At 72.5% G+C, this 16,178-nt stretch carries 21 protein-coding genes; 6 read left to right on the top strand and 15 right to left on the bottom strand.

The window, feature by feature from the left end; genetic code table 11:
• Positions 1-141, bottom strand: a 141-nt coding sequence (locus KUM32_RS01505; RefSeq protein WP_217139971.1) for an ATP-binding cassette domain-containing protein, incomplete at its 3' end; no start/stop codon positions are given.
• A gap of 125 nt (positions 142-266) precedes the next feature.
• On the opposite strand from KUM32_RS01505, the gene KUM32_RS01510 reads away from it, so the two are divergent.
• The 3 genes from KUM32_RS01510 to KUM32_RS01520 all read left to right on the top strand — a co-directional run bounded on the left by KUM32_RS01510 (position 267) and on the right by KUM32_RS01520 (position 2,945).
• Complete coding sequence (locus tag KUM32_RS01510) at positions 267-1,772, top strand: bifunctional phosphatase PAP2/diacylglycerol kinase family protein (RefSeq protein ID WP_217139904.1); 1,506 nt, start codon at positions 267-269, stop codon at positions 1,770-1,772.
• A 126-nt stretch (positions 1,773-1,898) separates the two neighbouring features.
• Positions 1,899-2,720: a class I SAM-dependent methyltransferase gene (locus KUM32_RS01515; protein WP_217139905.1), complete on the top strand. Its 822-nt coding sequence runs from the start codon at positions 1,899-1,901 to the stop codon at positions 2,718-2,720.
• Positions 2,721-2,774: 54 nt separating this feature from the next.
• Positions 2,775-2,945 carry a hydrophobic protein gene (locus KUM32_RS01520; RefSeq protein ID WP_217139906.1) on the top strand — a complete coding sequence of 57 codons (171 nt, stop codon included), beginning with the start codon at positions 2,775-2,777 and terminating at the stop codon, positions 2,943-2,945.
• 58 nt (positions 2,946-3,003) lie between these two features.
• Here KUM32_RS01520 and KUM32_RS01525 read toward each other — a convergent pair whose 3' ends face one another.
• The 13 genes from KUM32_RS01525 to KUM32_RS01585 all read right to left on the bottom strand — a co-directional run bounded on the left by KUM32_RS01525 (position 3,004) and on the right by KUM32_RS01585 (position 13,448).
• Entirely contained in the window at positions 3,004-3,288 is a 285-nt protein-coding gene (locus KUM32_RS01525) for a gas vesicle protein K (protein WP_217139972.1), read from the bottom strand.
• 1 nt (position 3,289) lies between these two features.
• Complete coding sequence (locus KUM32_RS01530; RefSeq protein ID WP_217139907.1) at positions 3,290-3,472, bottom strand: gas vesicle protein; 183 nt, start codon at positions 3,470-3,472, stop codon at positions 3,290-3,292.
• Positions 3,469-4,368 carry a GvpL/GvpF family gas vesicle protein gene (locus KUM32_RS01535; protein ID WP_217139908.1) on the bottom strand — a complete coding sequence of 300 codons (900 nt, stop codon included), beginning with the start codon at positions 4,366-4,368 and terminating at the stop codon, positions 3,469-3,471. The genes KUM32_RS01530 and KUM32_RS01535 overlap by 4 nt, the downstream gene beginning before the upstream one ends.
• Positions 4,365-4,691 carry a gas vesicle protein gene (locus KUM32_RS01540; RefSeq protein WP_217139909.1) on the bottom strand — a complete coding sequence of 109 codons (327 nt, stop codon included), beginning with the start codon at positions 4,689-4,691 and terminating at the stop codon, positions 4,365-4,367. Before KUM32_RS01540 ends, KUM32_RS01535 begins: the two co-directional genes overlap by 4 nt.
• Complete coding sequence (locus KUM32_RS01545; protein ID WP_217139910.1) at positions 4,688-5,872, bottom strand: SRPBCC family protein; 1,185 nt, start codon at positions 5,870-5,872, stop codon at positions 4,688-4,690. Before KUM32_RS01545 ends, KUM32_RS01540 begins: the two co-directional genes overlap by 4 nt.
• A complete protein-coding gene (locus KUM32_RS01550; RefSeq protein WP_217139911.1) occupies positions 5,869-6,588 on the bottom strand; it encodes a DNA primase in 720 nt (239 codons plus the stop codon). Before KUM32_RS01550 ends, KUM32_RS01545 begins: the two co-directional genes overlap by 4 nt.
• Positions 6,585-6,848 carry a gas vesicle protein GvpG gene (locus KUM32_RS01555; protein WP_217139912.1) on the bottom strand — a complete coding sequence of 88 codons (264 nt, stop codon included), beginning with the start codon at positions 6,846-6,848 and terminating at the stop codon, positions 6,585-6,587. Before KUM32_RS01555 ends, KUM32_RS01550 begins: the two co-directional genes overlap by 4 nt.
• Before the next feature lie 9 nt (positions 6,849-6,857).
• Complete coding sequence (locus tag KUM32_RS01560; protein ID WP_217139913.1) at positions 6,858-7,631, bottom strand: GvpL/GvpF family gas vesicle protein; 774 nt, start codon at positions 7,629-7,631, stop codon at positions 6,858-6,860.
• A complete protein-coding gene (locus tag KUM32_RS01565) occupies positions 7,628-8,065 on the bottom strand; it encodes a gas vesicle structural protein GvpA (protein WP_217139914.1) in 438 nt (145 codons plus the stop codon). Before KUM32_RS01565 ends, KUM32_RS01560 begins: the two co-directional genes overlap by 4 nt.
• 115 nt (positions 8,066-8,180) lie before the next feature.
• Positions 8,181-8,582 carry a gas vesicle protein gene (locus tag KUM32_RS01570; RefSeq protein ID WP_217139915.1) on the bottom strand — a complete coding sequence of 134 codons (402 nt, stop codon included), beginning with the start codon at positions 8,580-8,582 and terminating at the stop codon, positions 8,181-8,183.
• A gap of 104 nt (positions 8,583-8,686) precedes the next feature.
• Positions 8,687-9,649 carry a non-homologous end-joining DNA ligase gene (gene ligD, locus KUM32_RS01575; protein ID WP_217139916.1) on the bottom strand — a complete coding sequence of 321 codons (963 nt, stop codon included), beginning with the start codon at positions 9,647-9,649 and terminating at the stop codon, positions 8,687-8,689.
• Positions 9,646-11,493 (bottom strand): transketolase, encoded by a 1,848-nt coding sequence (locus KUM32_RS01580; protein ID WP_217139917.1) that lies wholly within the window; start codon positions 11,491-11,493, stop codon positions 9,646-9,648. The genes ligD and KUM32_RS01580 overlap by 4 nt, the downstream gene beginning before the upstream one ends.
• On the bottom strand, positions 11,490-13,448 hold the full coding sequence (locus KUM32_RS01585; RefSeq protein ID WP_217139918.1) for an FAD-dependent oxidoreductase: 1,959 nt from the start codon (positions 13,446-13,448) through the stop codon (positions 11,490-11,492). Before KUM32_RS01585 ends, KUM32_RS01580 begins: the two co-directional genes overlap by 4 nt.
• 169 nt (positions 13,449-13,617) lie before the next feature.
• Between KUM32_RS01585 and KUM32_RS01590 the strand changes: the two genes are divergently transcribed.
• The 3 genes from KUM32_RS01590 to KUM32_RS01600 all read left to right on the top strand — a co-directional run bounded on the left by KUM32_RS01590 (position 13,618) and on the right by KUM32_RS01600 (position 15,636).
• Positions 13,618-14,580 carry an LLM class F420-dependent oxidoreductase gene (locus KUM32_RS01590; RefSeq protein ID WP_217139919.1) on the top strand — a complete coding sequence of 321 codons (963 nt, stop codon included), beginning with the start codon at positions 13,618-13,620 and terminating at the stop codon, positions 14,578-14,580.
• A 37-nt stretch (positions 14,581-14,617) separates the two neighbouring features.
• Complete coding sequence (locus tag KUM32_RS01595; protein ID WP_217139920.1) at positions 14,618-14,965, top strand: VOC family protein; 348 nt, start codon at positions 14,618-14,620, stop codon at positions 14,963-14,965.
• Positions 14,966-15,288: 323 nt separating this feature from the next.
• Positions 15,289-15,636 carry a DUF6204 family protein gene (locus KUM32_RS01600; RefSeq protein WP_217139921.1) on the top strand — a complete coding sequence of 116 codons (348 nt, stop codon included), beginning with the start codon at positions 15,289-15,291 and terminating at the stop codon, positions 15,634-15,636.
• Here KUM32_RS01600 and KUM32_RS01605 read toward each other — a convergent pair.
• Entirely contained in the window at positions 15,608-16,174 is a 567-nt protein-coding gene (locus tag KUM32_RS01605) for a GNAT family N-acetyltransferase (protein WP_217139922.1), read from the bottom strand. The two genes, KUM32_RS01600 and KUM32_RS01605, sit on opposite strands and share 29 nt — an antisense overlap.
• Between the last annotated feature and the right edge of the window lie 4 nt (positions 16,175-16,178).

Consider the following 16,178-nt stretch of genomic DNA (forward strand, 5'->3'; position numbering starts at 1 on the left):
CAGCAGGGTGGTCTTGCCCGCCCCGTTGGGCCCGACGAGGGCCACGACCGCCCCCTCCCCCACCCGGAAGGAGACGTCGCCGAGCAGCGCCCTCCCGTCGGGAAGGTAGTACTCCAGGTGCGCGGCTTCGAGGTGACCCATGGGGCCTGATTCTGCGGCCCCGGGCGCGTCCCGGGCAAACCATTTCACGCGCCGCGCGGCCGGGGGCGCCGGCACGGGGCGGGCTGCTCCGGCAGAAAACGCCGTCGGCAGGGTATTCGGCAGGCATGAGCCCCGACGTAGACCTCACCGCCCCGATGCCCGGCACGCACCCGGTCCGCAACGGTTTCCTGCGACTGGACCAGCGGGTGTTCGAGGCCGTCGCCGCCCGGACCTGGCCCGGCGCCGACCCCCTGCTGCCCCGCCTGAGCCGTGGCGCCAACCACGGCGTGCTGTGGTTCGCGGCCGCCGCCGCTCTGGCGGCGGCCCGTACCCCGAGGGCCCGTCGCGCCGCCGCCCGGGGCCTTGCCTCGCTCGGTCTGGCCTCGCTGACGATCAACACGCTCGGCAAACGCTCGGTCCGCCGCCCCCGTCCCGTACTGGACCCGGTGCCGCTGGTCCGGCAGCTGAAGCGGCAGCCGATCACGACGTCCTTCCCGTCGGGGCACGCCGCCTCCGCCGCCGCGTTCGCGACCGGCGTCGCCCTGGAGTCCCCGGCCTGGGGGGCGGCGGTGGCACCGGTGGCCGCCGCGGTCGCCCTCTCCCGGGTCTACGCCGGCGTCCACTTCCCGAGCGACGTGCTGGCCGGTGCGGCCCTCGGTGCGGGGGCGGCCTTCGCCGTGCGGGGGATGGTGCCGACGCGCGCCCAGCACACCCCGCCGGCCCGGCCGCGCGCCGACGTGCCGGCGCTGCCCGGGGGCGAGGGACTCGTCATGGTGGCGAACATCGGCTCGGGCACCTCGGACCGGGTACGGGCGCTGTGCGACGCGCTGCCCGACGCGGAGGTCGTCGAGTGCGAGCCGCAGGACGTGCGGGCGGAGCTGGACAAGGCGGCGGACCGCGCCCGGGTGCTCGGCGTGTGCGGCGGCGACGGCACCGTGAACGCCGCCGCCGGGATCGCGCTGCGCCGCGGACTGCCGCTGGCGGTGCTGCCCGGGGGGACGCTCAACCACTTCGCCTACGACCTGGGCGTGGAGGACGTAAGGGATCTGTGCCGGGCGCTGGAGCGCGGCGAGGGCGTGCGCGTGGACGTGGGCCGGTTCGCCTCCGGCGGGCAGAGCGGCATCTTCCTGAACACCTTCAGCCTCGGGGTGTACCCGGAGCTGGTGCGGGAGCGGGAGCGCTGGTCGCCCCGGATCGGCGGCTGGCCGGCCGGGGTGGTCGGGGCCGTCCGGGTGCTGCGCGCCGACCGGCACCCGCTGGAGGCCGAGGTACGGGGCCGCAGGCGTCCCCTGTGGATGCTGTTCGCGGGCAACGGCACGTACCACCGCAGGGGCATCGCCTCGGGCCGCCGGCTGGATCTGGCGGACGGGCAGCTGGACGTGCGGGTGGTGCACGGCGGCCGTTGGCCGGCCCTGCGCCTGCTGTCCGCGGCCCTCGCCGGTCCGCTGACCCGCTCCCCCGCCCACGCCGCGGTGCAGGTGCCCCGTCTGCACCTGTCCGGTGTCGCGCCGGGCACCCTGCTGGCGTTCGACGGTGAGCTCACCGAGACACAGGGCGAACTGACGCTGGAGAAGCTGCCCGAGGCGCTCACGGTGTACCGCCCGCTGCCCGGGGACGGGCTCCTCTCCTGACACCTGGCACCTCGGGCGGCCGGCACACCGCGTCCGACACACCGTCAGTCCGGAGTGTGAGACGCAGGTCTCACGATTCGGCCGGTGGGCGTACGGTGATCCCACCGTCGGGAGAGGGGACCCACCATGCCGAAACCGCAGGAGACCGCCGTCTACACGCACGGGCACCACGAGTCCGTACTGCGCTCGCACACCTGGCGCACCGCCGCCAACTCCGCCGGGTACCTGCTCGGCTCCCTGAAGCCCCACATGCGGGTCCTGGACATCGGCTGCGGTCCGGGCACCATCACCGCGGACCTGGCGGAGCTGGTCCCGGACGGGCACGTCACCGGCGTGGACCGGGCTCCGGAGATCGTGGAGCGGGCCCGGGCCACGGCCGCGGCCCGCGGGCTGGGCAACACCGACTTCGCCGTCGCGGACGCGCACGCGCTGGACTGGCCGGACGACACGTTCTGCGTGGTCCACGCCCACCAGGTGCTCCAGCACGTGGGCGACCCGGTGCGGGTCCTGCGCGAGATGAAGCGGGTCGTGAAGCCGAACGGGTTCGTCGCCGTCCGCGACTCGGACTACGCCGCGATGACCTGGTATCCGGCGTCCGCGGGCATGGACGACTGGCTGGACCTGTACCGTCGGGTGGCCCGCGCCAACGGAGGCGAACCGGACGCCGGACGCCGGCTCAAGTCCTGGGCGCTCCGGGCCGGGTTCACGGACATCACGGCGACCTCCGCCACCTGGACCTTCTCGACACCGCAGGAGCGGGAGTGGTGGAGCGGCCTGTGGGCGGACCGCACCGTGGCCTCCGCCTACGCCGAGCGCGCCATCGAGGGCGGCCACGCGACGGCGCGGCAACTGCGGGACGTCTCGGCGGCCTGGCGCGAGTGGGGAAAGCAGCCGGAGGGCTGGTTCAGCGTCCTGCACGGAGAAATCCTGTGCCGAAAGGAAGCATGACGTACGTCTGATCCACGCATTCCGGGAAACCAGTACGACAGGAGGTTCACAACTATGGTTCCACTTCTGCTCGTACTGCTTCTCGCCATTGTCCTCTTCGGCGCCGGATTCGCCGTGAAGATTCTCTGGTGGATCGCCCTGGCGGTCCTGGTCGTGTGGCTGCTGGGTTTCCTGGCCCGCGGCACGACGGCCGGCGGCGGCCGGGGCCGCTGGTACCGGTGGTGAACGAATGACGGAACGCGGGCGGTGAACCGTCCGCGACGAGGCTGCTGCCCCGGGAGGCTCACTCCCGGGGCAGCAGCGGTCCCAGCGGCCCGAGGTCCAGGTTCAGGTCCTCGGGCCGCAGACCGTAGCGGTCGCGCAGTTCGGTCATGCGGTCGTCGAGGAGCATCAGGGTGAGCCCGATCCGCTCCTCCTGCTCCTCGCTCAGGTCGCCCTCGTCGACCCGGCGCAGCGCCTGGCGCTCCATGAGCTGGCGCAGCAGCTCGACGACGGTGAGCACCAGCTTGACCAGGTCGCGCTCGACCGTGTCGGGCTCGAGGTCGAGGCTCTTGCGGCGTTCGGACACGTCAATCCCCAAACGGCGACGAGACAGTGCGGTTGACCGAGCTGATCAGCGCGTTGAGGTCGATGCGGACCAGATCGACGTCCGCGATGCGCAACGTGACGTCCCCGGTGATCACGACTCCGCCGGCCAGCAGCCGGTCGAGGAGGTCCACGAGAGCGATCTCACGGCGTTCGACGACGGTCACGACCCCTCCCCCGCGTTCGTCCCGCCGGCGGCTTCCTCGCCGTCCGCCTTTTCATCGGTGGCCTTTTCACCGGAGGCCTTACCGCCGGTGGCCTTTTCGCCGGAGGCCTTTTCACCGGAGACGTCTTCACCGGAAACCTCTTCACCGGCGAACGAATAGGCGGCCCACGGTCCGGTGAGTTCCACGCGAATTCCGGGGGCGTCGTCCTTCGTCCGGTCCACCATTTCCACGAATTCCTCGGAAACGTCCCGCCGCACCAGATAGGCGGCATTGAGGACGTTCCGGCCGGCGGCACCGGAAAGGGTGGGATTCTGCGGCGCGTGCAGCCGCGCGTCGTCGGCCCGGGAGGACAGTGTCCCGTGCAGGCGGGTCGCGAACTCCTCGGCCCTGGACCACAGGTCCTCGGTCGCCCGTGTCTGCCTGCGCCGCTGCCGCAGGTAGTCCCGGCCCGACACCGGTTTCGGGGCGGGCTCGGCCGGCCCCGCGGCCCGCTCCGGCTTCCCCTCGACGTAGACCTTGACGCCCCATTCCACCCGGCCCTCCAGCCGGTCGAGCGTGCGCAGGAACGCCGCCTCCCGCTCCTCCATCATCACGCGGACGCCGCTGTCGTCCCGGAAGACGGTGGCCAGCCGGAGCGGCAGCGGGGTGGTGACGGCGGTGAGCGCGTCGATGACCTGCTGGTGGGCGCGGGCGGTGGCGGCGAGCCAGTCCAGGTCCTCCAGGTGGGCGCGCAGCGACTCCTCGGAGAAGTCGGCCTCGGGCACATGACTGACGACGGCGATCAGGCCGCGGTGGGCCAGCAACCGGGGCGGATCGCCCGCCACCCCCGTCAGCTGGGTCTGGAGGGCTGCGTCGAAGGGGCGGCAGACGGCGTAGACGTACCGCAGTCCGGTCACGGTGCCTCCCTCGGTACACGGCCCGGATCCAGCTCGCGCAGCCGTTCGCGCAGCGCGGCGTTCTCCCGGGTGAGCTCGTCCTGCCGGGCGCTGGAGGAGAGCGCGGGGTCGCTCTCCCACCAGTCGATGCCCATCTCCTTGGCCTTGTCGACGGAGGCGACGACGAGCCGCAGCTTGATCGTGAGCAGCTCGATGTCGAGAAGGTTGATCCGGATGTCGCCGGCGATGACGATGCCCTTGTCGAGCACCCGCTCCAGGATGTCGGCGAGATTGGCGCCCTGTCCCTGGCCGTAGGTTTCGGGCAGCCGGCTGGGTGTGGTCATCGACGGCCCCCGCGGTCCGCGTCCTCGTACTCGTCACGGGACGCATAAGCGTCCTCGTCGGCTCCCCTCTCGTCCTCGTACTCGCCCTCCGGCTCCTCGTCGTCCTCGTCCTCGTACTCGCCGTCCGGCTCCTCGTCGTAGCCGTCCTCGTCCTCCTCCTCGTCCTCGTCGTAGTCGTCCTCGTCCTCGCCGTCCGGCTCCTCGTCGTGTTCGGCCTCCGCGTCTTCGTCCTCCCCCCCGCCGTCCTCGCGTTCCTGTCCGTGGGCTTCCTCGTGCTCCTCGTCGTACTCGTGCTCCTGCTCCTCCTCCGCGAGCGCGTCCTCGTGGCTGCGGACGACCTCGCCGTCGCGGATCTCGCCGCGCCAGCTGTCGTCCGACTCACCCTTGAAGGTGATGTAGCGGACGTAGTTCTTCAGGTCGAGGCGGGCCCGGCGGCCCTGGGCGCGCCAGATGTTGCCGGTCTTCTCGAACAGACCACTGGGGTAGTACTCGATGACCAGGACCACCCTGGTCAGGCTGTCGGCGAGCCGGTGGAAGCTGACGACGCCCTTCGTCGTGCCCTTGGCACCCTCCGAGGTCCAGGAGATCCGGTCGTCCGGCACCTGCTCGGTGGTCTTCGCCTTCCAGCTGCGGTTGGACCAGAAGACCTTCAGCTGCCAGTCGGACGTCGTGTCGTCGGCGCGGTTCGCGCTCTTGACGCCCTTGGCGAAGGTGCTGAAGTCCTGGTACTGGGTCCACTGGTCGTAGGCCGTGCGCAGCGGTACACCGACGTCGACGTACTCGATGATGACGGTCGGCTTCTGACCGCCGCCGCCCTTCTTCCTGCCCTTCCCGCCGCCGAGGTTCTTGAAGGCGCCGACCACGTTGTCCTTCACCCTGCCGGCGCCGACCTCGAGGGCGGCCCGCACCGGGCTCTTGCCCTCGGCGAGCTTGCGTCCGCCGTCGAGGGCGAGCTTGGCGAAGCCGGGGCTGTTGCCCTCGGCTATGTCGTTCAGCTTGCCGGTGGTCTCGCCGAGCTTGGTGCCGACGCCGGTCAGCAGCCGCGTGGCCTGGGCGGCGAGGTAGTCCTGCACCTCAGCCTTCAGGCGGTCGGCCGCCTCGCTCCGGGCCACGTCGGCGATCGGGTTCTTCTTCGCGGCGCTGCCCGCCGTGGAGGCCGCGGAACCGAGGGAGTCGGTCATCGCTCACCACCGCCCTTCGACTGCCTGGGCCCGGCACCGCGGGCGGCGCTCCTGGCAGCGGCCGTCTTCTTGCCGACCGCCTTCTTCGCGGGCTGCGTCCGCTTCGCCGCGGCCTTCTTCTCCGGAGCCCTGCCGGCGGCCTTCTTGGCCGGTGCCTTGCTGGCCGCCTTCCGGGGCGGTGGCGGAGCCTTCTTCGCGGCCCGTTCACGCCGCGGCTCGCGCCGCTCCTCGCGCTCTTCCCCGGGGCCTCGCGCGGACCGCTCGTCCTCGTGGGGCTCGTCCTCGTGGCGCTCGTCCTCGTACTCCGCGTCCGGCTCCGAGCCCTCCGAGTCCTCGGAGTCGCGGGAGTCGCGGGAGTCGTCGGAGTCGTCGGACCCGACGCCCGGCACGCCCGACGCCACGCCGGAGACCTGGTCGCGCACCCGGGCCGTACGCCCGTGGAGACGGTCGGCGAGCGCGTCGATCTGCCGCTCGACCATGGCACCCGAGGCGGCCTTGCCCGCCCCGCGCAGCTCCGTGCGCAGCTGGTCCCCGATCTCCTTGACCTGCGGGTTGTTCTGCAGCTGCGTGGAGACCAGGTCCGCGATGCCCTTCGGGGACAGGTTCAGCTTCTTGCCGGCCACCATGGTGCCCACCGCGACCGCCAGTTTCAGCTTCTTCGTACGTCCCAACAGATAGCCGGCCCCTACCGCGAGGCCGAGTCCAGCTCGGTTCATGGTGCCGTCCCGTTGCCCAATCCCGCGCAGTTGCGCGATGCGAACTCCAGCCGGTCCAGAAGCCCGTCCTCCTGTCGGTCGAACTCCTCCTCGGTGATCTCACCGGCCTCCAACCGCTCCTCCAGACGGGCCAGTTCGGCTCGGACCGTCGCGGGGTCGTAGTAGATCCGCTCGGCCTCGTTCAACACCTGTCTGATGGCCCAGGCGCCGCCGCGCACGGGTGCCAACGGCAGCAGCAGGACCTCCGAGATCAGTCCCACGTCGTCACCTCATCCCACTCCGGTGTCCCCGCCGCCGGCCGCGCTGCCCGCGGGCTCGGACGGGCCGGGCTCGACGAAGCTGTACGGCGGCAGCGGTCCGTTCACGCGCACCTCCAGGTGCGGCATCTCCGTGCGCACCCGCTCCACCGCGGCCAGGAACTCCTCGGCCGAGTCCCTGCCCACCAGGAACGACACGTTGGCCAGCCAGCCGGTGGACTCGGGGCCCACGCTCACCGCGTCGGCGGCAGGTTCCAGGGCGCGCTCCAGCGTGGTGGCGTCCTCGGCCTCCTTGCCCTTGACCGCGGCCGCGACCATCTCACCGAGCCGGATCTTGTCCTCGTAGCTGCCGCCGCCCGACTTCCGGTTCGACTCCGCGAGGGCGCGGATCTCCGGGTGCTCGGCCATGACGTGGTGCAGCACGGCCTCTTCCACGTGGTTGGCCTTGATGTTGTACTCGACCCGGCCGTCCAGCGCCCCGAGACGTTCCCTGTAGTGCTCGGCCCGCTCGGCGAGCACCGCGGTGACCGCCTCGTCGTCGGGGGCGACGCTGCCGAACCGCATGGGCAGCACGCAGCCGGCCTCTCCCACCGCGCTCAGCACGTTCTGGTGGGCGAGCAGTTCCCGGCGCTTGGGGCGCAGTCCTTCGGGCGCGTCGCTGACGACCGCCGCCAGCTCGCCCTCCTTGAGGATCCGCACCTCGCTCGGCGGTTCGCCGACGCCGCCCACCCCGTCGGGAAGTGACGGGTGCGAGCCGGCGGTGATGCCGTAGACGTACGTACTCACTCCTGCTCCTCCTTCCGACGCGACGGGGCGGCCCTGCGGGCGCGCGGACGCGACGCGGTCTCACGCTCGGAGCCGCTCTCGTCACGGGCCTGCTTGAACGCGTCGGAGATGGTCTCGGCGGCGCCGGACAGCGCTCCCTTGGACTTGCCGCGGGCGCCGGACTCGGTGATCTGCCCGACCATGTCGGGCAGGCCGGGGGACTTGCGCGGCCCGGCCTCCAGGTCGAGCCGGTTGCACGCCTCGGCGAAGCGCAGGTAGGTGTCGACACTGGCGACGACGACGCGCACGTCGATCTTCAGGATCTCGATGCCGACCAGGGAGACGCGCACGAACGCGTCGATGACGAGTCCCCTGTCCAGGACGAGCTCCAGCACGTCGTAGAGGCCGCTGCTGCCGCCTCCGCCGCCGGTCTGTTGTGCCGGTACGACAGTCATGCCTGCTGTTCCTCCGTCTTGTCGGTGGTGATCTACCGGTGGGTGATCGGCCGGTGGGTGGTCTGCCGTCGGTGATCCCCCTGGATGTGGGTGCGGTGGGTTCCGGTCGGGCGGTCTAGTGGCCGCCGCGACCGTCGGCCCGGCCGCGCTCGTAGCGCCCGGCGCGCCGGTAACCGGTGAGCTGCCCCTCGGAGTCGAGCTCCACCTGGTAGCTCGCCATCAGGCTCATCGTGTCCGGCACCCGCTCGAGCTCGAGGACCTCGATCTCCAGCGCCCAGCCCTCCTCCGTCTCCACGAAGGACGACACGGACTCCGCGGTCATGCCGGTGAGCTCCGCGAACTGGGCGCGTGCCTCGCGCAGAACCTCCATCGGCCGGGGCCGCCGCGCCTTGTGTGTCTCGTGTGTCTTCTGGGAGTGCTGTGTTTCCTGCGGTTCTTGAGACTTCTGCGACTTGTGCGATTCCTGTGAACTCTGTTCTGAGCCCTGCGATTCGGACGTGTTGTTCGTGTTCGACATGGGCACCTCCCCCTCCGTGTGGCCGCAAGAGTGTTCGCCAAACCTCCACGGGCGCGTGCGTTGCCGATCGCCGGCAGTTCCGTGCTCGTCCCCGTGGGCGCGGCTCAGCCGCGCAGGGCGTTCAGCTTCCGCCGGGCGGGTCCGAGGGCCCGGGCGTGGCTCATGGCCCCCTCCCAGGGCCGGGTGCGGGCCTGGTCGACGGCGTCCGCGATCGTCCAGCGCCGGGCGTCCACGGCGGGGTCCTTCAGCTGGTCCCAGGACAGAGGCGTGGCCACGGGCGCGCCGGGCAGCGCGCGGACGCTGAAGGGTGCCACGGCGGTCTGGGCGTAGGCGTTGCGCTGGACGTCCAGGTAGAGCCGGTCACCGCGGTCCTTCTTGCGTGCGGCGGTGGTGAGCCGGTCCGGGTGGGCCTCGGCCAGGGTGCCGGCGGCGTCCCGGGCGAAGTCCCGTACCTCGTCGAAGTCATGGTGCCCCGTCAGCGGTACCACCACGTGCAGCCCGCGGGACCCGGTGGTCATGATCCCCGCGGGCAGTCTCAGCTCGGCGAGCAGCTCACCCAGCAGGCCCGCGGCCTCCCGGACCGCCCCGAAGTCGTCGCCGGCCGGGTCGAGGTCGAAGACCATCCGGTCCGGCCGGTCGACGTGCCCGGCCCGGGACAGCCAGCGGTGCAGGGTGAGGGCGGCCTGGTCGGCGAGGTAGAGGAGGGTGGCGGTGTCGTCGCAGACGGTGTGGCAGACCGTACCGCCCTCCTTGCCGACCTCGACGCGGCTGATCCAGTCCGGGTAGTGCGCCGGGGTGTTCTTCTGCATGAACCGCGGTCCGTCGACGCCGTCCGGATGCCGCTCCAGCATCAGCGGGCGGCCCCGCAGGTGGGGCAGCATGAAGGGGGCGACGGCCCGGTAGTAGTCGACGAGGTCCCCTTTGGTGTACCCCGTCGCGCCACCGTCGCCGCCGCGGCCCTCACCTCGCCCGCCTCCGTCGCCGGCGGGGAACAGCACCTTGCCCGGCCGGTGGACCTCCACCGTGTGCCGTCCGGCCCGGACGCTCCGCGCGGCGTCACCGCTCACGCGACGATCGCCTGCTCCACCAGCATCTGCGCCGCCGACGCGATGGCCTCGGCGTCGATCCCCGCGGCGTGCAGCTCCTCGGCCGGGGTGGCCGAGCCCGGCATCGTCTGGACGGCGAGCCGGACCAGGCGCGGCACGGGCCGCCCGTCGCTGAACGCGTCGAGGACCGCGTCCCCGATGCCACCCTCCGGCCGGTGGTCCTCCACCGTCAGCAGACAGCCCGTGTCCTCGGCGGCCTGCCGCAGGGTGGCCCGGTCGACGGGCTTGACCGAGTACAGGTCGATCACCCGCACCGCGATGCCCTCCCCGGCCAGGGCGTCGGCCGCGGCGAGGGCCTCGTGCAGGGTGACGCCGGCCGCGACGACGGTGAGCCGGTCCCGGTCGGAGGAGCGCAGTACCTTGCTGCCCCCGACGGGGAACTCCTCGTTGGGGCCGTAGATCACCTCGCTCTCGCCGCGCGCGGTGCGCAGATAGCGGATGCCCTCGAGGCCGGCCATCTCGGCGACGAGGCGGGCGGTCTGGTTGGCGTCGCACGGGTACAGCACGGTCGAACCGTGGACGGCCCGCATCATCGCGAGGTCCTCCAGACCCATCTGGCTGGGTCCGTCCTGCCCGATGGCGACGCCCGCGTGCGAGCCGACGAGGTTGATGCCCGCGCCGCTGATCGAGGCCATGCGCACGAAGTCGTGTGCGCGGGTCAGGAAGGCGGCGAACGTGGTCGCGAACGGCACCCAGCCGCGCGCCGCCATCCCCACCGCCGCGGCGACCATCTGCTGCTCGGCGATGTAGCACTCGAAGTAGCGCTCGGGGTGCTCCTTGGCGAAGAACTCGGCGCGCGTGGAGTCGCCGACCTCGCCGTCCAGGGCGACGACGTCGCCGCGGGCGGTGCCGAGCGCGGCGAGCGCCTCTCCGAAGGCGTTGCGGGTGGCCACCTCGTCGCCCTTGTCGTAGCGGGGCAGCTCGGTCTGCCCGGTGCCGGCCGAGTGCAGCGCCCGCGCGGTCGGCGGCTCCTGCACCCGCACAGCCAGCCCGCGCGGGCCGCCCAGCTCGGCGATCGCCTCGTCGGCGTCCGGCAGCGGCTTGCCGTGCTGTCCCTCACGGTCCTCGACGGCCTCCACGCCCTTGCCCTTGAGGGTGCGGGCGATGATCGCGGTGGGCTGGCCCTTGGTGGACAGGGCCTCTCCGTAGGCGCGGTCGATCGCGTCGACGTCATGGCCGTCGATCTCGACGGTGTGCCAGTCGAAGGCCCGGAAGCGGCGCGCGTACGCGTCGAGGTCGTGACCGTGCCGGGTCGGGCCGCGCTGGCCCAGGCGGTTGACGTCGACGATCAGGGTGAGGTTGTCGAGGTGCTCGTACCCGGCGTGCTCCGCGGCCTCCCACACCGACCCCTCGGCCATCTCGCTGTCGCCGCACAGCACCCAGACGCGGTAGTCGCTGTGGTCCAGCCGCTTGCCGGACAGCGCGATGCCGACTCCGACGGGCAGCCCCTGGCCGAGCGAACCGGTGGCCGTCTCGACCCACGGCAGCCGCTGCGGCGTGGGGTGTCCCTCCAGTCGGCTGCCCAGCTTGCGGAAGGTGAGCAGTTCCTCGTCGTCGATGGCGCCAGCCGCCTTGTAGGCGGAGTACAGCAGGGGCGAGGCGTGCCCCTTGGAGAGGACGAAGCGGTCGTTGCCGGGGTGGGCGGGGCGCGCGAAGTCGTAGCGGAGGTGGTTGGCCAGGAGTACGGCCATCAGGTCCGCGGCGGACATCGAGGACGTCGGGTGTCCGGAGCCCGCGGCGGCGGAGGTCCGTACGCTGTCGACGCGCAGTTGCTGTCCGAGGTCGACGAGTTCACCGGTGTTCATGAGTCTCCTTCCGCGGCACGGCCGTCGGAACGCCTGACGGGGCCGGGGGCGATGTCGGGTCCTGGGGGCGGCTGGTCCGCCGGTGGTTCGGGTCCGGGGTCGCCGGGCGGTGTCCCGGCGGACCGGCTCGGGGCGGGAGCGCCGGCGGACCGCGGCCGGCCGCGCGGGCCGTCCGACCGCGGTCCGCCGCCGGACGGCCCCGCGGCCGGGGGCTTCGCGGAGGCCCCGGTGGACCGGGACTTCCCGGGCGTTCCGCTACGACGGGATCCGGCGGACACGCCGCCGGCACGGGGCCCGGCGGGCCCACGCTTGGCGGGCTCACCACCGGGCTGGTTCCTCGCCGGCTCACCACCGGGCTGGTTCCTGGCAGGTTCACCGCCCGGCTGGTTCCTGGCAGGCTCACCGCCCGACTGGTTCTTGACCGGCTCACCGCCCGGCTGGTTCCTGACGGGCACACCGCCCGGCTGGGTCCTGGCGGACTCGCCGCCCGGCTGCTCCTTCGTCGGCTCACCACCCGGCCGGCCCCTGAGGGTCCCACCGCCGGGCCCGCTCTCGGCGAGGCCGACACCTGGCCCGGTGCCCCCACCGCGGTCCCGCGCCGCGTCCGAAGCGTTCCCGGCCGCCCCGCCCTCCTCCGTGCGGGCCGTCGCGCTCCCCGGCACCCGTGCCAGCTCCGGCGACGCCGACTCCAGGGGCACGGACCCGGACCGTACGAGGCCCAGCTGTACGGCCTGGCGGGGCAGAACCGCGTCGAGCAGCCAGTCCGCGGCGACCCGCACGCGGTTGCCCGGCATCGCCGCCAGGTGGTAGCCCCGGGCGACCGCTCCCGCCGCCGGGCCGGACAGCGCGACGCCGAGCGGGTTGGCGGCGGCCTTGGCACCACCCAGGTCCACGACGAACCCCATGTCCCGGTGACGGTAGGCACGCCGCTCCCCGATGCCCAGCGACGCCGCGACGTTCTGGGCGCAGACCTTGCCGTGCCGCCAGGCGTGCTGCGCGGTCATCGGCGTGTACTGGCCGGGCTGGTTCAGGTCGGGCACCGCGGCCACGTCACCGCACGCGAACACCTCGGGCCGCCCCGGCACCTGGAGGTGCGGGTCGACGAGCAGCCGGCCACGCTCCAGGGGGAGGCCGAGGGACTCGACCAGGGGGTCGGGCCGCACGCCCACGCACCACACCAGCGTGCGCGAGGCGACGGTCGACCCGTCGGTCAGCAGGACCCCGTCGTGCGTGGCCTCCTGTACGGAGGTCCCCATCCGCACGTCGACCCCGCGCTGCCGCAGCACCCGCTCGGCGGTGCGGGAGAGCCGTTCGTCCAGCTCGGGCAGCACCCTGGGCGCGACGTCGAGCAGCATCCAGCGCGGCCGCATGCCGGTCCGCATCGGGTGCCCCCGCACCTGCGCCTCGGTGTACATCTGGCCGTGCGCGGCGACCTCGGTGCCGGTGTACCCGGCGCCGACCACGACGAAGGTGCACCGGGCGGCGCACTCCGCGCGGTCGTCGGTCGCGGCGGCCAGTTCCACCTGCCGCGTCACGTGGTCGCGCAGGTAGAGCGCCTCCGGCAGCCCGCGAAAGCCGTGGGCGTGCTCGGCCACGCCGGGGACGGGCAGCAGTTTGTTGACGCTGCCCGCGGCGAGCACCAGCCGGTCGAAGGGCAGGGTGCCCTCTCCGCCCTCCGGGTCCGTGTAGTGCACGGTGTGCCCGTCGAGGTCGATGCCGTCGGCTTCGCCGAGCACCAGCCGTACGCGCGGCAGGGTGCCCGACAGGGACACGCTGACCCGGCGGGGTTCCAGGACTCCGGCGGCGACCTGGGGCAGGAGAGGCAGGTAGAGGAAGTAGTCGGTCGGATTGAGCAGGGTGATGTCGGCCTGGTGCCGGGTGAGCCGGGACAGGGTGCGGGCCGTCCGGTACCCGGCGAAGCCGGCACCGACGATCACGATGCGGGGTCGGCTCACGGTTCGCCTCCGGGCTGTCGCGTACCTCGTGAGCCTTCCGCGTCCCCCTGGCCAGGGCGGCCAAACGTCCGCCGGACCCGTGCGGCGAACCGCCCCGCCGGTTTCCGGCCGGGCGCCCGGGTACCCGTACCGGGACCCACCCGCTCCCCTCTCCCGGAGGCAACCACCCATGCCCGAGTACGGCTACTTCCTCTCGTGCGAGCAGTACGGTCCCGCGGAGCTGATCGAGCAGGCGCGGATGGCCGAACAGGCCGGATTCCAGGCGCTGTGGATCTCGGACCACTACCACCCCTGGAACGACGAGCAGGGGCAGAGTCCCTTCGTGTGGTCGGTGATCGGCGCCCTGGCCGAGGCGGTGTCCCTGCCCGTCGAGACGGCCGTGACCTGCCCGACCGTGCGCATCCACCCGGCGGTGGTGGCCCAGGCGGCGGCGACGAGCGCGGTGATGACGCAGGGCCGCTTCCGACTCGGCGTCGGCACCGGCGAGGCGCTCAACGAGCACATCCTCGGTGACGCCTGGCCGGCCGCGCACGTGCGCCTGGAGATGCTGGAGGAGGCCATCCTGGTCATGCGCCGGCTGCTGACCGGAGAGGAGGTCAACCACCACGGCACGCACTACACGGTGGAGAACGCCCGCCTCTACACCGTCCCGGACGAGCCCGTCCCGATCGACATCTCCGGCTTCGGCCCGGCGGCGACCAAGCTGGCGTCGCGGGTGGGCGACGGCTACATCACGATGATGCCGGACGCCTCGATGGTGGAGCAGTACCGCAAAGGCGGGGGCGGCGGGAAACTGGTCAGCGGAGGCACGAAGGTCTGCTACGACACCGACCGGGACGAGGCGGTACGGACCGTGCACCGGCTGTGGGCCAACGAGCTGCTGCCGGGCGAACTGGGCCAGGTGCTGCCGTCGCCCAAGCACTTCGAGCAGGCGCAGACGCTGGTCACCGAGGACATGGTCCGGGGCAACCGGGTGTGCGGCGACGACGTGGACGAGCACGTCGCGGAGCTCAAGTCGTTCGCCGACGCCGGCTTCGACCGGATCTACGTCAACCAGATCGGCCCGGACCTGCGCGGCTTCTTCGACTTCTACCGCACGAAGGTGCTGCCGCAGCTCCAGCAGGACACCTGACCCACGGACGGCACCGCGCCCAACTAGGCTCCTCCGTATGGACATTCTGGGAGCCACACTGCGTGTCTACGTCGACGACCTGGACAAGGCGATCCCCTTCTACGAAGGTCTGGCCGGCGGCCGGGCCCTGCGCTTCGAACGCGGTGGCGTCCAGGTCGCCGCGGTCGGCTGCTTCCTGTTGATGAGCGGGCCCGAGGCCCAGCTGGAGGTGTTGCGCAAGGTCGCCGCGACGATCGCCGTGACGGACGTCGAGGAGACCCACCGGGTCCTCACCTCGCTGGGTGCGGACGTCATCGCGGGCCCGGTCCCGACACCCGCGGGCCGCAACCTGATCGCCCGTCACCCGGACGGTGCGATCTACGAGTACGTGGACCGGCGGGCGTAGGGGGCGGGCAGACGTAGGGGACCGGCAGACGTAGGAGGCGGGCAGACGTAGGGGACCGGCAGACGTAGGAAGCGGGCGGGCGTAGGGACGGGCGGGCCACCCGCTCGCCCGGCGGCCGGCCGCGTCCGGGAGTCGTGGCGGGTCCGGAGCGGTCCGTCGCCGGACCGGGCCCGCGGCAGGGGGTCGCGCCGTCTCGCGCCGGCCACGTCCCCGTGGAAGGCACTCGTGGGCGCGCTGAGCACGGCGCCCACCGTTATTCGATGGGCGGCGACCGGGGGCCGACGTAGAGTCGGGCGGTCGGCGCATGGGCGAAGGAGAGACACATGAGTGAGCAGCACACCTACCGGGTGATCGTCCGGGGTACCTGGGACGGCCTGACCGAGGAGTCCCGTTCCCGTTTGCTCGCCGAGGCCGCCGACCACGGGATGGCGAGCATGCGGTTCACCGAGGAGGGCACACTGTCCTACGAGGCGTCACCGCTGAAACACTTCTCGATGCGGTACGTCGTGGTGTCGGACGCGGCGGACGGCGAGGAGATGGCCGGTGCGATCGCCGAGGACCGGGCGGAGACGACGCTGCGCGAGCTCGGCCACGGCTTTCGCGACCTGCGGTCGACGGTGACGGACCTGGACACGATGAAGGTCAACCGGAAGTCACGCTCTCGGCGGTGATCGCCCACCGCTGGTGGTCGCGCCAGGCCCCGTCGATGTAGAGCATCCGCGGCGAGAAGCCCTCCAGGTGGAAGCCGCAGGCGCGGGCCAGCGCGATCGAGGCGGCGTTGCCCGGCTGCACGTTGATCTCCAGCCGGTGCAGCCGCATGGGCCCGAACGCGTACCGCACGACGAGACCGAGCCCCTCGCGCATCAGCCCGCGGCCCGCCGCGTGCACGAAGGCGCCGTAGCCCAGTGCCCCGCTGAGGAATCCGCCCTGGACGATGTTGTTGATGTTGACGAAGCCGGCGATGGAACCGCCGCCCGCCGGGTCCGCGTCCTTCTCGCACACCAGGAACCCGGCCTTGGTGGGGTCCTCGATCAGCCGGGTCGCGTAGGCCTCATACGCCTGGGGGCTGTCCGGCGGGAAGAGCCACGGGTGGTGCAGGTCCTTGCTCTCCCGGACCCGGGCGGTGAACTCGGCGCCGTCCTCGTAGGTGAAGTGCCGAATGCCCACGCGGGGGCCCTCGGCGAGGTGACGGGATGCGTTGTGCGGCATTCCG

This window comes from Streptomyces sp. AC627_RSS907, from assembly GCF_019049165.1.

Coding starts and splice junctions, on each gene's coding strand:
- KUM32_RS01510 (WP_217139904.1), top strand. CDS start 267: ATGAGCCCCGACGTAGACCTCACCGCCCCGATGCCCGGCACGCACCCG.
- KUM32_RS01515 (WP_217139905.1), top strand. CDS start 1,899: ATGCCGAAACCGCAGGAGACCGCCGTCTACACGCACGGGCACCACGAG.
- KUM32_RS01520 (WP_217139906.1), top strand. CDS start 2,775: ATGGTTCCACTTCTGCTCGTACTGCTTCTCGCCATTGTCCTCTTCGGC.
- KUM32_RS01540 (WP_217139909.1), bottom strand. CDS start 4,691: ATGACCACACCCAGCCGGCTGCCCGAAACCTACGGCCAGGGACAGGGC.
- KUM32_RS01545 (WP_217139910.1), bottom strand. CDS start 5,872: ATGACCGACTCCCTCGGTTCCGCGGCCTCCACGGCGGGCAGCGCCGCG.
- KUM32_RS01550 (WP_217139911.1), bottom strand. CDS start 6,588: ATGAACCGAGCTGGACTCGGCCTCGCGGTAGGGGCCGGCTATCTGTTG.
- KUM32_RS01565 (WP_217139914.1), bottom strand. CDS start 8,065: ATGACTGTCGTACCGGCACAACAGACCGGCGGCGGAGGCGGCAGCAGC.
- KUM32_RS01570 (WP_217139915.1), bottom strand. CDS start 8,582: ATGTCGAACACGAACAACACGTCCGAATCGCAGGGCTCAGAACAGAGT.
- KUM32_RS01580 (WP_217139917.1), bottom strand. CDS start 11,493: ATGAACACCGGTGAACTCGTCGACCTCGGACAGCAACTGCGCGTCGAC.
- KUM32_RS01590 (WP_217139919.1), top strand. CDS start 13,618: ATGCCCGAGTACGGCTACTTCCTCTCGTGCGAGCAGTACGGTCCCGCG.
- KUM32_RS01595 (WP_217139920.1), top strand. CDS start 14,618: ATGGACATTCTGGGAGCCACACTGCGTGTCTACGTCGACGACCTGGAC.
- KUM32_RS01600 (WP_217139921.1), top strand. CDS start 15,289: ATGAGTGAGCAGCACACCTACCGGGTGATCGTCCGGGGTACCTGGGAC.
- KUM32_RS01605 (WP_217139922.1), bottom strand. CDS start 16,174: ATGCCGCACAACGCATCCCGTCACCTCGCCGAGGGCCCCCGCGTGGGC.